Annotated in this window: 14 protein-coding genes; 10 read left to right on the plus strand and 4 right to left on the minus strand. The window is 52.3% G+C overall.

Going from position 1 to position 14,063, the window contains the following annotated elements; genetic code table 11:
• Positions 1-77: 77 nt before the first annotated feature.
• The 5 genes from SR894_RS01120 (at position 78) to SR894_RS01140 (ending at position 4,095) form a co-directional block, all read left to right on the plus strand.
• Positions 78-305 (plus strand): DUF2835 family protein, encoded by a 228-nt coding sequence (locus tag SR894_RS01120; protein ID WP_133731734.1) that lies wholly within the window; start codon positions 78-80, stop codon positions 303-305.
• A 7-nt stretch (positions 306-312) separates the two neighbouring features.
• Positions 313-720 carry a hypothetical protein gene (locus SR894_RS01125; protein ID WP_133731625.1) on the plus strand — a complete coding sequence of 136 codons (408 nt, stop codon included), beginning with the start codon at positions 313-315 and terminating at the stop codon, positions 718-720.
• A gap of 128 nt (positions 721-848) precedes the next feature.
• A complete protein-coding gene (locus SR894_RS01130) occupies positions 849-1,424 on the plus strand; it encodes an antibiotic biosynthesis monooxygenase (RefSeq protein ID WP_133731624.1) in 576 nt (191 codons plus the stop codon).
• A gap of 151 nt (positions 1,425-1,575) precedes the next feature.
• The gene (locus tag SR894_RS01135; RefSeq protein ID WP_133731623.1) at positions 1,576-2,247 is read left to right on the plus strand and encodes a glutathione S-transferase; all 672 of its coding nucleotides are present in this window, start codon (positions 1,576-1,578) and stop codon (positions 2,245-2,247) included.
• Between the two features lie 9 nt (positions 2,248-2,256).
• Complete coding sequence (locus tag SR894_RS01140; RefSeq protein WP_133731622.1) at positions 2,257-4,095, plus strand: putative bifunctional diguanylate cyclase/phosphodiesterase; 1,839 nt, start codon at positions 2,257-2,259, stop codon at positions 4,093-4,095.
• 70 nt (positions 4,096-4,165) lie between these two features.
• On the opposite strand, the gene nhaD is transcribed toward SR894_RS01140, so the two are convergent.
• Positions 4,166-5,644, minus strand: coding sequence for a sodium:proton antiporter NhaD (gene nhaD, locus SR894_RS01145; RefSeq protein WP_133731621.1), 1,479 nt, complete (start codon positions 5,642-5,644; stop codon positions 4,166-4,168).
• Between the two features lie 450 nt (positions 5,645-6,094).
• Between nhaD and SR894_RS01150 the strand changes: the two genes are divergently transcribed.
• Positions 6,095-7,072: a TAXI family TRAP transporter solute-binding subunit gene (locus SR894_RS01150; RefSeq protein WP_223288613.1), complete on the plus strand. Its 978-nt coding sequence runs from the start codon at positions 6,095-6,097 to the stop codon at positions 7,070-7,072.
• Between the two features lie 96 nt (positions 7,073-7,168).
• Positions 7,169-8,968 (plus strand): TRAP transporter permease, encoded by a 1,800-nt coding sequence (locus SR894_RS01155; RefSeq protein ID WP_223288612.1) that lies wholly within the window; start codon positions 7,169-7,171, stop codon positions 8,966-8,968.
• 9 nt (positions 8,969-8,977) lie between these two features.
• Here the strand turns inward: SR894_RS01155 and SR894_RS01160 are convergent, their stop codons facing one another.
• Positions 8,978-9,535, minus strand: coding sequence for a hypothetical protein (locus SR894_RS01160; protein WP_133731618.1), 558 nt, complete (start codon positions 9,533-9,535; stop codon positions 8,978-8,980).
• Between the two features lie 85 nt (positions 9,536-9,620).
• Positions 9,621-10,577: a calcium/sodium antiporter gene (locus SR894_RS01165; protein WP_133731617.1), complete on the minus strand. Its 957-nt coding sequence runs from the start codon at positions 10,575-10,577 to the stop codon at positions 9,621-9,623.
• A 369-nt stretch (positions 10,578-10,946) separates the two neighbouring features.
• Between SR894_RS01165 and SR894_RS01170 the strand changes: the two genes are divergently transcribed.
• From SR894_RS01170 to SR894_RS01180, 3 genes are all read left to right on the plus strand, one after another.
• Positions 10,947-11,153, plus strand: a complete 207-nt coding sequence (locus tag SR894_RS01170; RefSeq protein WP_007111857.1) for a cold-shock protein — start codon at positions 10,947-10,949, stop codon at positions 11,151-11,153.
• Between the two features lie 263 nt (positions 11,154-11,416).
• Positions 11,417-12,112 (plus strand): metal-binding protein ZinT, encoded by a 696-nt coding sequence (locus SR894_RS01175; RefSeq protein WP_223288611.1) that lies wholly within the window; start codon positions 11,417-11,419, stop codon positions 12,110-12,112.
• A gap of 278 nt (positions 12,113-12,390) precedes the next feature.
• Positions 12,391-12,984 (plus strand): hypothetical protein, encoded by a 594-nt coding sequence (locus SR894_RS01180; protein ID WP_133731615.1) that lies wholly within the window; start codon positions 12,391-12,393, stop codon positions 12,982-12,984.
• Between the two features lie 16 nt (positions 12,985-13,000).
• On the opposite strand, the gene SR894_RS01185 is transcribed toward SR894_RS01180, so the two are convergent.
• A complete protein-coding gene (locus SR894_RS01185) occupies positions 13,001-13,807 on the minus strand; it encodes a helix-turn-helix domain-containing protein (RefSeq protein ID WP_244286533.1) in 807 nt (268 codons plus the stop codon).
• Positions 13,808-14,063: the final 256 nt, after the last annotated feature.

Here is a 14,063-nt window from a genome sequence, read left to right on the forward strand (position 1 = left end):
AAGTTTTTGCAGTACTAGATCGCTACTTTTCCGACACGATGGCACTCTTATGCCAGCCCTATCTTATTGCCAACCCTATGCAAACCATTGATGTAGTTATTAATCTTAATTATGATGAGTGTTTGGCTCATTACGAAGGGCGTATTGCCAATGTGCGTACCCGCAGCGTAGATGGTCGTTGGGTGATATTTCCGGCCGAGGCGATTCGTCGAGTAGTAAGTCGCGACGGCGTGCACGGTATTTATCGATTAAGTTTTACCGAGCAGGGCCGATTTATCAGCATTAATCCTTTAATCGGACGTTGAATTGCCTATGCACCGCCATGGAACACCGATCACTTTAAATGACCTCATTTATTCCATTATTCCCAATTTAAACAGTGCTGAAAAGTTAGTTTTCGCTACGCTAGAGAGCTTGATTGAAACGGCTTCAAACCCTTTGGACATCCTTAAGCGCACCGATCAACGTCAGGCGTTTGGTCTGGAAGTTCATCGTATACGCATCAACCTGGAACACCTGCTCGACCGTTACCGAACCGAGCTAGAAGCCGTACTACGCAGCGAAGGTGAGTATGCCGGCCCGGTACTAGACCCCGACCCCCAAGAAGCAGATGCCATTCGCAGCGCTGTGGATATCTATGTTCATGTATGCGCCTTTCAACGCGGCGAGCGTCCCAGCCCCGTGCCTCGGCGAGAATCTACGCCGCGTATACGACCATAGTGTAACATTCACAACATGGCATCAACATTGCTTGTATAATGTGGCAATTATGACTTTCAGGGTTACCCCCTTGAAAGCAAGCAGCCTGCCTATCCGGCGCTGGCTGTAGACACATTAGGAGATATACCATGTCTGCCTCACCTGTCACATTGATGGTGGCTCGTCGCGTTGAGCACGGCCGCTACTCCGATTTTAATCGTTGGCTTAATGAAGGGCGCGAACTGGCGGCCGATTTTTCTGGCTACCTCGGCTCCGGCGTATTGGCGCCACCGGCTGACGACGATGAATACCAGATTATTTTCCGCTTTAGCAGCAGCGAAACCTTAGCCGCTTGGGAGCACTCTGCCTCACGCCATGCGTGGTTAGCGCGCGGTAAAGGCCTGTATGAGGCGCCCCATGAACACCGGGCTACTGGGCTGGATGCGTGGTTTCAAACCGGTAGCAGCGCACCGCCGCGCTGGAAACAGGCCGTTGCTGTCTGGTTGGCTTTCTTTCCTATCTCGCTAATTTTTCAGCTTGTATTTGGTGGCGTCCTGGCCGATTGGGCGCTGCTGCCGCGGGTAGTGGTGAGTACCCTAATGCTGACGCCAGTGATGGTATTTGTGTTTATTCCGCTCTCTATGCGTTTGCTCGCGCCCTGGCTGCAAGGTAAATGGTCACCGTTGGATCTGCTGGCACGTTGGCGCCACGCGCACCGATCATAACGCACCTAATTAATAGTTGCTTTTGACGCAGCGTTGATACTGATGCTCCTATGATGATGGGCTATATGGTACTAAGCTTAATGTGCCGTTAGAAAAGGAATAAGTGTCGCCAGTGCAATGCTGGCGCGCAACTCAGCCCCACGGAGAGTTTATGATCCACGTTCACCATCTGGAAAAGTCTCGTTCGCACCGCATCCTATGGCTACTTGAAGCCCTGGAGCTGGAGTACGAGTTGGTGGTTTACCAACGCGATGGCAAAACCCAGCAAGCGCCAGATTCGCTGAAAAAAATTCATCCGCTGGGTAAATCACCGGTGATTACCGACGGCGATTTTACCGTGGCCGAATCGGGCGCCATCATTGATTACCTGTTGCAGCGCTATGGGCAGGGGCGCTGTCAGCCTTCAATCGATGATGTGAATGCGTGGGTGGATTACCGCTACTGGCTGCACTATGCCGAAGGGTCGTTAATGCCACTGCTGGTGATGCAGCTTGTGTTTAGTCAAATTCCCAAACAGTCGCCCTGGCTGATTAAGCCACTGGCAAAGGGGATTAGTGATACGGTAAGCAAGCGCTTCTTAGCACCGCAGCTCAAGCAGCACCTTAACTTTATTAACCAACATCTGTTGGCGCAGGGGAATTTTGCCGGGCCGTGGCCAAGCGGTGCTGATATTCAAATGAGTTTCCCGCTACAGGCAGTGGCCGCCGTGCAGTCGTTGGAAAAGTATCCAGCCATCGCTGCGTTTGTGTCACGTATTGAAAAAGACGCTGCCTGGCAGCGAGTGGTCGAGCGGGCGGGCCCGCTTACCATGCCTGGCCAGTGAACAGCCACCATGTACTATTTTACCGCGTCTGCAGCTTTTCCAGTGGAGCTGTTGGGCAGTATTGACGACTACTTGGGGCGTTGGGGTATCGTCTTGCTGCTTGTGTTCCTTCTTTTGGCGCTGCTGGGCAACCTGTTGCTCAAGCGGCGCATGCGACATAACCGGGCGCTACTCCAGACCAACAAAGAGATGCTGGCGACTATCCTGGATAGCGTCGATGCCTTTATCTATATCAAATCCCCTTCCTTAGAGTATCAATACGTTAATCGTCGCATTAGCGACCTATTTGGCCTGCCTGCCGAAAAAATAATCGGTAAGCGCGATGAGGTGTTTTTCGATGCCGGGAGCGCCGCTGAAATCAAGCAGGTTGATCGCAGCGTATTAGAGTCGGGTATGAAAGTAACGGTGGAGGAGAGCAATGTCTTGCAGGGCGAAAGCAGGGTAAGAACGTTCTTATCGATTAAAATGCCGCTCTCCATGTCACCCGGTGCAGCCCCCTGCCTGTGCGGTATCTCGACTGAACTGACTGACTACCTGGAAATGCAGTCGCGCACCCACTACCTGGCTTTTTATGACTCGCTGACAGGGCTTCCCAACCGGCGGCTACTGATGGATTCCCTAACGGCCGCTATTGAGCACGAGGAGTGGGCTGCGTCCTATAGTGCGGTAATGGTGATCGACCTGGATAATTTCCGCTTAGTGAATGACATTCAGGGCCATGAGAGTGGCGATCAGCTATTGATCAGCGTTGCTGAACAGCTACGTCAGCGGCTAGATGCAGAGGAAACCTTGGCTCGCTTTAGTAGTGATGAGTTTGTTGTGCTGATCAATAACTTGGGCGAACAACAGCCGAACGCTGCACTAAAAGCAGAGCGCGTGGCGCGTCAACTGCTAGAAACGATTGCGCAATTAAGAAACAGCCATTCATTACCGATCAGTGCCAGTATTGGTATTTCACTGTTTACGGGAGGGGGCGAACACAGCATGGATAGCGTGCTGCAACAGGCTGATATGGCGTTGCAGAAGGCTAAAATCACGGGCGGCAATACGCTGTGTTTTTTCAACACAGAGATGCAGACCAGCGTATTGGAGCGGGCCAGTTTAGAAGCCGATTTACACCAGGCACTCGAGCGCAACGAACTGGCGCTTCACTATCAAGTGCAGGTCGACCATCAAGGCGTGACTACCGGCGTTGAGGCGTTGCTACGCTGGTATCATCCCCAGCGTGGCTGGGTATCCCCCGCGACGTTTATTCCGCTGGCGGAGGAGAACCGGCTGATTATCCCGATCGGTTACTGGGTGCTTAAGTCAGCCTGCGAGCAGCTAGCGAAGTGGTCCCATCAGCCGGCCTATGCGTCGTTAAGTATTTCCGTCAACGTGAGTTCAGTGCAGTTTCAACAGCCGGAGTTCGTGCGGGATGTTGAGGCACTATTAGCAGAAACCCAGGCACCGCCTAGTCGCTTGGTGCTCGAAGTCACCGAGAGTCTGTTAATGCACGAGCCGGTGAGAGTGCGCAGCACGATGTTGAAACTGCGTGCTAGGGGGATACGTTTTGCATTGGATGATTTTGGCACCGGTTACTCATCGCTGAGTTACCTGAAGCGCTTACCGCTGGACGAGTTGAAAATTGATCAATCGTTTATTCACGAGCTGCTGACCGATAAAACAGACGCAGCAATTGTCGATACCACGATTCTGCTTGCGGTGAGTTTAGGTTTAACCGTGGTCGCGGAAGGGGTAGAGAAAAAAGAGCAGCTTGACTGGCTGAGAGGCCACGGCTGCTACCGCTATCAAGGCTATCTATTTGGCCGCCCGACGCCCATTGAATATCTTTTCGAGACCTATTGAGGGGGAAAGCAAAACCCCTTTCCAGCACGCTGAAAAGGGGTAAAGAGTAGTACCTATCAATTTGTCTGGCTTAGCTGAAAAGCGCAAAGCTATCGGCGTTGAGCCACATATGCACCAAAATACTGGCGATGTAGCCGAGCAAAATAACCGGCGACCAGCGTAAGTGGCCCATAAACGTATAGGATCCCCTTGCCTGACCCATTACCGCCACACCGGCTGCGGAGCCTATCGATAGTAAGCTGCCCCCGACGCCAGCGGTTAAGGTAATCAGCAGCCACTGGCCATGGGACATATCGGGCTCCATGGTCAGCACCGCAAACATCACCGGGATGTTGTCCACCACGGCCGAAACAATGCCTAATACGATATTGGCCGCGGTCGCGTTCCAACCGGTATATAGCGCTTCTGACAGTAAGCCGAGATAGCCCATAAAACCCAGCCCACCAACGCACATAACGACGCCGTAGAAGAACAGCAATGTATCCCACTCGGCCCGCGCTACGCGGTTGAAGACGTCAAACGGCACTACGCTACCCAATTGCTCAAGCTTCTTGTTGTCGCCGCGGCGACTATAGCGCTCGCGCTTGCGTTCCAAGGAGCGGGGCAGGCTGCGGCGCAGGTAGTAACCGAAGAACTGCAAGTAGCCAAGGCCGGTCATCATGCCTAACACCGGGGGGAGATGGAGCACCACGTGACACAGTACGGCGGTGACAATCGTTAGTAAAAACAGCAGCACAATGCGCCGGGCGCCACGTTTCATCCACACATCTTCATAAACGCTTTCGGGTTTTTCATCCTTGATAAACAGACTCATGATGCATGCTGGAATCAGGAAGTTGACCAGGGCGGGGAAGAACAGAATGAAGAACTCCTGGAACTCCACCATGCCCGCTTGCCATACCATTAGGGTGGTGATGTCGCCAAACGGACTAAACGCGCCCCCGGCGTTGGCGGCAACGACGATATTGATACAGGCCAGGTTAATATAGCGCTGGTTGCCTTCGGCCACTTTTGTCACCACCGCACACATCAACAGCGCGGTGGTGAGGTTGTCGGCGATGGGGGATAACACAAAGGCGAGACCGCCGGTCAGCCAAAAAAGCGTTCGGTAGTTAAAGCCCTTGCGCAGCATCCAGGAACGCAACGCATCAAAGACACGGCGCTCTTCCATGGCGTTGATGTAGGTCATGGCCACCAGCAAGAACAGCATCAGCTCGGTGAACTCCAAAAGCGTGACGCGGAAAGCGTACTCAGACGCGTCCGACATGCCGTTTTGGACATACACCCAGCCGATGAGGCTCCAGATGATACCGGCCGCCACCAACACCGGCTTAGACTTGCGCATATGGATCTTTTCTTCCGCCATGACTAATGCATACGCCAGGACGAAAATCGCAACAGCAAAAAAGCCAACGGTAGACGTCGTTAGATCTAATTCACCGGTCACTGCAAAAGCATTGGGACTTGCGCCTAATAGTAAGGCCGCTAACAAAAAAAGCCAGCGACGATATAATCGTGGCTGGCGAGAGGGTTGGCACAACGTAGGCATGTGACGTTCTTCCTCATGGTTAAGTTGTCAGGAGTGGTGTAAAAACGCCCTTATTTTATCAGTCTATATTGCGCCGCAATACCTTATTAAAACGAACGAAAGTAGTTCTTCTTAAGGGAATAGCATCTTTTTTTAGTAAATTAATCTTTTAGGTAATGGTAAATCGTGCAGTAATAGTTTTATAAAAAAGTTAATAGCGGTTTAAAAATTATACTATTGACGCATAGCATTGTTGAATAAGATTCAGAGTCTATATCTTTTTAAGCTAATATTAGATGTCAATAAAACACTCTGGCGGGCATGGGGAGGGCGACCGCGGAGAGTGCCTGTCGGAGGACAGTCGTGCTATTTTAATGCGCGCCACGCTCTCAGCTTGGTCATATAACAACTGGGTAAGATAAAAACGAGGCCGATTAGAAGCGGCCGCTGGATACGTCGAGGAATATAACGATGCGCAATCCCTTTCGCTCCCTACACCGCACGCTTTTTGTCTCGGCTGCTACGTTAGTGCTGACAAGTGCCGCCTTCTCCGCCCACGCAGAAACCCGTGTAACCTATAAATCGGCTTCAGCGGGTACCGCCTATTATCAAATGGGTGTAGAGCTCTCAGAAGCGATCCGTCAGGGAACCGATGACGCTATCATCCTCACTCTGGAAGAGAGCCAGGGCTCGGTGCAAAACGTGATGGAGGTCATGGCTCGCCAAGGCAATTATGTATTTACCACGCCGCCTGCGTTAGTCGCTCAGGCCATGGGCGGCGAGGGCGCCTTTGCCGAGCGGCAGAGTCCGCGTTTTCAAGAGATTCGAGGCCTGTTTCCGATTCCCTCTATCACCATGCACTTTGTGTTAGCGGGTGACGAAGGCGTGACTGATATTTCCGCACTGGAAGGTAAGCACTTATTGATTGGCCGCGGCACCTTTGGTGCCCGTGAGGCGGCCCGTTACCTGGAACTGTTTGGTCTGGAAGAGAGCGTGCAAATTGCCGATGCGGCGATTGGCAGCGGCCCCGATGCACTTAAAAACGGTCAAATTGATGGTTTTGTAACCGCTAGCTCTTTCCCCTCGCCCAACGTCATTGAGACAGCGGCCAGCATGCCTGTGACCTTGATTAGCCTCACCGATGAGCAGATCGAACAGATTGGTGCGCCGCGCCAAACGATACCCGGCGGCACCTACCCCGGGGTGGCTCAAGACGTCGAAACCACGTCGCTACCGGTGATTGCCTACACCACAACGGCTATGGATGACGACACTGCCTATACGCTAACCAAGACGTTTTGGGAGCGCCGCGATGCCATGGCCGAAGAGGCTGCCTGGTGGGGCAGTATTAGCCCCGATATGTTGGAAAACATGACCGGCACGCTCCACCCTGGGGCGCTGCGTTACTACCAAGAAGCGCAGATTGCGGTGCCTGACGCGCTGCGTTAGTGGCTTTCTCCCCACCTCCACCTTTCATCTTCCCGCTGCCACGGTGCTTGCGCTGTGGCAGTCCTGTATTGATGCAGTACTGATAGGCAACAAGGCATGCGTGTTTTTACCTCTTCGCAAGCGGCGACCCCTGAGGATGATCGTTCATTAGCGCCTGGCTGGATGGCGTTAGGCGCGGTCAGTGTAATGTTCCATCTTGGCTTGATTTTTTATGGCTTAACACCTGCGCTGGTCAGCCGACCGCTGCATATGGCGCTGCTATTGCCTTGGGTGCTGGTCTATATGGCCAATACGCCAGCGCAGCGAGTCAGCGGCTGGCTGCTGACGGTATTGGGTGCTGCCGCGTGTGGCTATATCGCATTTAACGAAGCTGCGCTAGCCAACCAGTACGGCTTTATTGATACTCATCTACAGATGGGCATTGGCCTGTTTTTGATGGCTTTAGCGCTTGAGGCTGCCCGTCGAGCCATCGGTTGGCCTCTGCCGCTGGTGGCCTTGCTGGCGTTAATGTATGGCGCCTTCGGCCAATATATTCCTGGCGCTTTTGGTCATCCTGGGCTGCCGCTGGCCAGTATGGTGGGTACGCTAACGATTGCCGAAGGCGGATTATGGGGGTCGCTGACGGGGGTAAGCGTCAGCGTGGTGGCGATTTTTGTGATTTTTGGTGCGGTGCTCAATGCGGGAGAGGCGGGCCAGGGCTTTATGAACCTGGCCAGTGCGGTGGCGGGGCGGCTCACTGGTGGGGCCGCTAAAGTGGCGGTGATTTCATCGGCGCTGATGGGCTCTATCTCCGGCTCGGCGTCTGCCAACGTCGCTTCCACTGGGGCAATCACCATTCCCTCTATGGTGCGGCTGCGTTACCCTCGTTCGCTGGCAGGTGCGGTGGAAGCTGTTGCTTCCTCCGGCGGGCAAATCATGCCGCCGCTAATGGGCGCGGGGGCGTTCGTGATGGTGGAGCTGACCGGCACGCCCTATACCCAAATCATGGCCGCGGCGATGCTTCCAGCGGTGCTTTACTTTTTGACCGTCTGGGTGGGTATTAATGCCTATGCGACCCGGCATGATCTAAAGCCCGTGGCTGAAAGTGAACGACCCAGCGCGAAAGAGGTGCTGATTACCTCGCTGTTTTTTGCCATCCCCTTCGTGCTGCTGTTAGAACGTATCTTTAACGGCGGTTTTACTCCCCAGTACGCCGCCAGCATTGCGATTTTCGCCGGTATTGCGCTGCTCTTCTTTAACGTGACGCTGCGTTTTTCGCTCCCCGGCTTTGCTAACCGTTTATCCGACGCAGTGGTCACCGCTGGGCGTCAGATTGCCGTCATTGGTTCCATTATTCTGTGTGCTTCACTAGTGGTCGGCGTGCTGTCGTTGACAGGATTGGGCGTCAAGATCACCTCGGGCATTTTATCGCTCTCCAATGACATGCTCTGGCCAGCCTTGCTACTCACAGCGCTCGCCTGCTTGATTTTAGGCATGGAGGTGCCCACCACCGCCGCTTATGTGATTTGTGTCTCTGTCGCTGGGCCTGCCCTGACCTCGCTAGGTTTGGAACCGCTTTTGGCGCATCTGTTTGTCTTTTGGTACGCGCTGCTCTCGACGATCACGCCGCCGGTGTGTGGCGGCGTGTTTATCGCTGCGGGCATGGTGGGGGAGAATTGGCTAAAAGTCGCATTCAAAGCCATGGCGTTAGGAATAGGGTTGTATATTATTCCTCTAGCCATGGTGGCCAACCCAGAGATGATTCAGCTGGCCTTTAACCCTTTCGGCGCCTTGTTGGATGCGCTGAAAGTGGCGATTGGTTTAGGTGCTATCTCTTACGGAGTTATTGCGCGAAAAGCGCTGTGGCAGCGGGGTGGATTGATCCTGGGAGGAACTATTCTGATCTTTGTAGTTTAGCCCTGTTGTTTAACCGTCAGCGTCTAGCCGTAATGGCGAAGAGGCGGGTAGTGGGGTGGTGGCAAACACTACCCAGGTATCTAGCGCAGGCCCCAGTGACTGCACCAAACGCAGTTGCTCGGGGGCTTGCCCTAGCACCTCTTCAGCGCAAATGCCCGCCTCAAAACGTCCTGCCAGAAGCCCTTCTGCCACCGCCACTGTGGTGGGGGTGTCTATGATCTCTGTATAGGCCGTTAAGTCGGTGTAGTAGCGGGTCGCTGGTTGTAGCGCTACTTGGGTGGGGCTAACAGAGGTGCGCTGGGCGATCAGCGCCAGCGGCTTGCTACCGGCAATAAACGTATCCACAGGGTAAGCGCGATGCATATAGCGGCCGACGCAATCGCTATGGGCAAAATGCGCGGTACACTGCAACACATGGCTCACTTGGTCATTGATCAGTGCGTGGAAGGCATCTTCAAAGCGGGTAAATAACGTAATGCTGCCTTCTCCTGAGCAGCGCATTTTGAGATAGCGCTTGGCAATCAGCTCATGGTTATTGCCACTAGGCCCCAAAGTTGCAATGTGCACGATGACTTTTCTCCGCGATAAACAATCAAGTCGTTGAGCCAAAACGATGGGCTTTTGGCTCAACGCAATCAACGGTTAGATCATCTCAAAAGATCGTAAAGCTCAACGCTATATATGCGGCATAGCCTGCGAGCAGCAAGGCGCCCTCCCAGCGCGACAGGCGCATACCGGTATACAAAAACAGCACCAGTATGCCCGCGGCTCCCAGCATTACCCACTGGTCAAATAGGGCCACCCGCGGCGCAAGGGGCAGCGGCTGTAAAAACGCGGAGATACCCAGAATGCCAAGCAGGTTAAAAATATTGCTGCCCAGAATATTCCCGACGGCAACATCCGCATGGCGGCGTAACGCAGCAATTACCGATACGGCCATCTCCGGCAGGGAGGTGCCGATGGCGACGATGGTTAAACCGATGACTGCTTCGGAAATGCCCATGGCCTGGGCCAACCCAATGGCGCCATATAGGAGTAGCTGGGATCCGCCAATCAGCATGCCCAAACCAACCACTAACGCTACGGCGATCATCCAGCCTGTCGTGGGGAGTTTGGTCATCTCCTCCGCTTCTGAAGCGTGCATTTCCGCCGCGGGGATGTGCTGACGGCTTTCACTTAAGTAGGCCCAAACAAGATAGCCAACCAGGCCCGCTATAAAAATTGCTGCATCGACACGACCCAGTGCACCGCCGAAGGAAAGCGCAATAAACAGCAGGCTGGCCAACACCACGACCAGCCCATCCCGGCGCAGCGCTAAAGGCTGAACCACCATTGGGCAGATAACCGCGCATAGGCCTAGAATCAATAAGATATTGCCGATATTGCTGCCCACAATGTTACCAACCGCAATGTCAGGCTGCTGGTTAATTGCGGCATCAATCGAGACGACAAGCTCAGGGGCCGAGGTGCCAAAACCCACCACCACCAACCCTGTTAACAGTGGCGAGACGCCAGCTCTTCGTGCGCCAGCCACCGCGCCGCGGATAAGTGATTCCCCACCGAGGGTCAACAGGGCGATACCTGCCAACAAACTAAGTCCATATAGCATGCTAAAACCTCTTCCAAAGTGCTCGCCAGGCCGCGAATGACGCGGGTTTCACCGGGCAAGCCAAGCGCGCTAGGCGGACGAATTAGTAGTGCCTAGCTCACTGGCAAGATTACGACTTTTTTGGGGAGTTTGCGCGGTTTTAAAGTGGCTATAAGTGGCAGAACAACAAAATAAAAAACATAAAGGCTTTGACCTGCTGTTGACTACGTGACAGGATGTGCGCAGTTAGTAAGTTAGCAAGCAAGCATGGTTCCAGAAACATTCGAATTCTTTCGGTAGTCTGTAATTGTATTCCTTGTTCTACTCACTATTTATCTGGGTAATACCAGGATTTCTACAATTCGCGACTTGCGAAAAGGATTTAATATCATGGCAACTGGCACAGTTAAGTGGTTCAACGATTCTAAAGGCTTCGGTTTCATTGCTCCTTCTGACGGCAGCGATGACGTTTTTGCTCATTTTTCTGAAATTCAGTCTGATGGCTTCAAAACTCTGCCTGAAGGCGCTAACGTCTCTTTTGACGTTACCCAAGGTCAGAAAGGCCTTCAAGCTTCAAACATTAAGCTGCTTTCTTAATCCTAGCGATTATTTAAGTTCTCGAATCGCTTAGATTCGATGATCGGGCCCCGCTTAGGCGGGGCCCGATGCGTTTGTGCCTGCCAAAAAATATTTCCCATTAAGCATAGCTGCGCCTGCTATAAGAGCAGCAAAAGCTCTGCGATCAATTCCTTAGTTTTATAGGGTTTATTCGCGGAATGTAAAAACGAGCTTGATTGATTGGTATGTTATATTGTATCTTTTGGCGACTTGTTTCACGAGCAGCCAAAGGAAAAACGAATATGACACCATTGCCACTTAAGGCCGCCAGCGCGTTTGTATTGAGTGCCCTGATACTGACGGGCGTTCAAGGCGTTAGCGCCAGCGATCATGACCATGATCACGACCATACTCATAGCGACCACGACCACGACCACGACCACGACCACGACCACGATAGCGATAGCGATATCTATTCAGGCTATTTTGATGATGAGCAGGTTGAGGATCGTGCGCTTTCAGATTGGGAAGGCGATTGGCAGTCCGTTTATCCCTATCTGCAGGATGGCACGCTTGACGAAGTTTTTGCGCATAAAGCAGAAAATGGCGACAAGACGGCCGAAGAGTACAAAGCGTATTACGATACCGGTTACCAAACGGATGTAGAGCGTATCGTCATTGACGGCAATAGCGTCACCTTCGTCGAAAGTGGCGAAGAGAGATCAGGCGAATACCAATACGACGGCTATGAAATTCTAACTTACCAAGCAGGTAACCGAGGTGTGCGGTTTATCTATGAGCTTGAAGAAGCGTCTGAAGACCTGCCTAAATATATCCAATTTAGCGACCACAGTATTTACCCCACTGATGCGCATCACTACCATCTCTACTGGGGTGATGATCGCCAAGCGTTATTAGAGGAAGTCACCCACTGGCCGACGTATTACCCATCCGAGCTGAGCGGTGAGGAAATCGTTGAAGAAATGATTTCGCATTAAGCTGCACTGATTGATACGAAAAAACTCCTTCCATTAGGTTCGTATCACGCTATACGTGCAGGTTACAAAGCGCTGGCTAGATGCCAGCGCTTTGCTTTTTAAGCCACCTTTATTGAGGCTAAACCGGATTTAGCTGCGCCTATTGCCCCCTCTCAGCGGATATGATTTTATTGCTAAATAAATTTAACTCAGGCGCTTGGCGCTCTCGACCGGGCAGAGCATAAGGGTCTAGCCGAAAAAAGCGCGAAGGGAATAGTGAAGGGAATATAGGAGCGGGTATGGCCACCTATACGCTTTATGACAAAGATGGCAATGAACTTATCCACAACGATTTACAAAAAAAGCTGGAGTGGTGTAAGGACGGGGAGCGCTTGGAGACGCGTTTTCTAACGCTATACGGCGAAAAGCTGGGGTTGAGGCTGAATGAGGAGAAGGTAAGCGACCCAACAGTGCCCGATTTTATCCACACTGAATCAGGCAGATACGTTGACCTTAAAAGCCAAACGACGCCCTTTTTTCAGTCACACAAGTATGGCGTCGATCCTCAATACGCGGTGACATTAAATAAAATCGATGTGGATAGGTACTATCAGTTATACCCCGGCATTATCGTTCTTTATCATGTGAACTGGATAGCGGTAAAGATGGTAAGTGGTTATGGGAAAACAACGGAAGTAAAAGCAATGGAAGGAATTTGGGCGGCCACTATCAATAAAATAAAAGCTATGTGTACACCTGAAAATCTCCATGCGTATTTACAGCGCACTAACGACAAGCAGGGTAATGCACGAGATAGCTATGTACTGAACTTAAAGCATCATCACTTCAAAGTCATCGATGATGATAAGCAGAGCTTAAAGCGGCTAAATTGAGCTGCTAGGCCATATTTCATTTGTGTTCTGTTAACTGGGCGAACAGCGGCATCAGTAGCGCGAAGAGTTCCGCCTGGGATGAAATGCAGCACTTGGCATAGAGCTGGCGACGGAAGACTTTAACTGTCTGGAGGCTGACTTCCAGATGTAGGCTGATGGATAAGGATGAGTGGCCTCTTAGAATAAACAGGGCCACTTCCGCCTGGCGTGGACTCAAACGGATGCTGTGTTGTTGATTTAGGGCCTCTCTTAGGCGTTCCTCAAGAGGAACTGACGGCGCTATGCTCATGCCTTCAGCGCGGTAGTCTTGCCAGTGTTTTTTCAGCAGGTAACTGAGGGTCAGCTCGTACTGTTGCAGAACCTCAAGCTCACGCCTATTGAAGGGTTTGCCACTGGAACGATCCCTACCAAAACAGGCGGTTATCGTATCGCTCTCAGTGATATTGGCGAAAACCGCTACCTCGTCCAGTAGTGTGGTCTGCTGATAGTAGTTCTTATAGTAATGCGTGCGTCGAAAGTGATCGGGTGCTATGTCTCTCAATCGGCGTATGCCCTGCACATCGCCTCTGAGGTGCTCACGGTAAAACGGATCCAGCAGGTAATCTCCCCCTAGATATTGGCTATCCATCGGTAGATAAACGACAGGGTCGGTGTATTCCCGATAGAGCACCGCTGGCCGATGTTCGCCGTGATAAGCGATGATGATCAAATTATCGAATGCCGCTAGACGTTTCACCAATGCGGAGAAGTGTTGCGGCAACGCAGGGGTCGCCAACGCCATGAGGGTATTGGCCAGTACTGCGTCAATTTCGCTATGAGTCACCAATTCCACATCCGCAGGCCCATACCACGCTGGGGTTATATACGATCCGATGAGCTGCCAATACCGTTCTAGATAGGTTGGCTAAGAAGCATCTCAGTCTAGCTGGACAGCTGCACCGCCAGCAACTGAGGTTTATTTGCCGATCATTAACGGTAGCAAGCTGGTCTAGCCTCGGCGGCTGGCTTGATAAACCACCTCTTCGTTTTGTGCCGACTCAGCGATTGTCCGCTGTCGGTTCCAACGTTTCCTGGAGACG

Origin of the sequence: Vreelandella neptunia (assembly GCF_034479615.1) — a bacterium.
Taxonomy (GTDB): domain Bacteria; phylum Pseudomonadota; class Gammaproteobacteria; order Pseudomonadales; family Halomonadaceae; genus Vreelandella; species Vreelandella neptunia.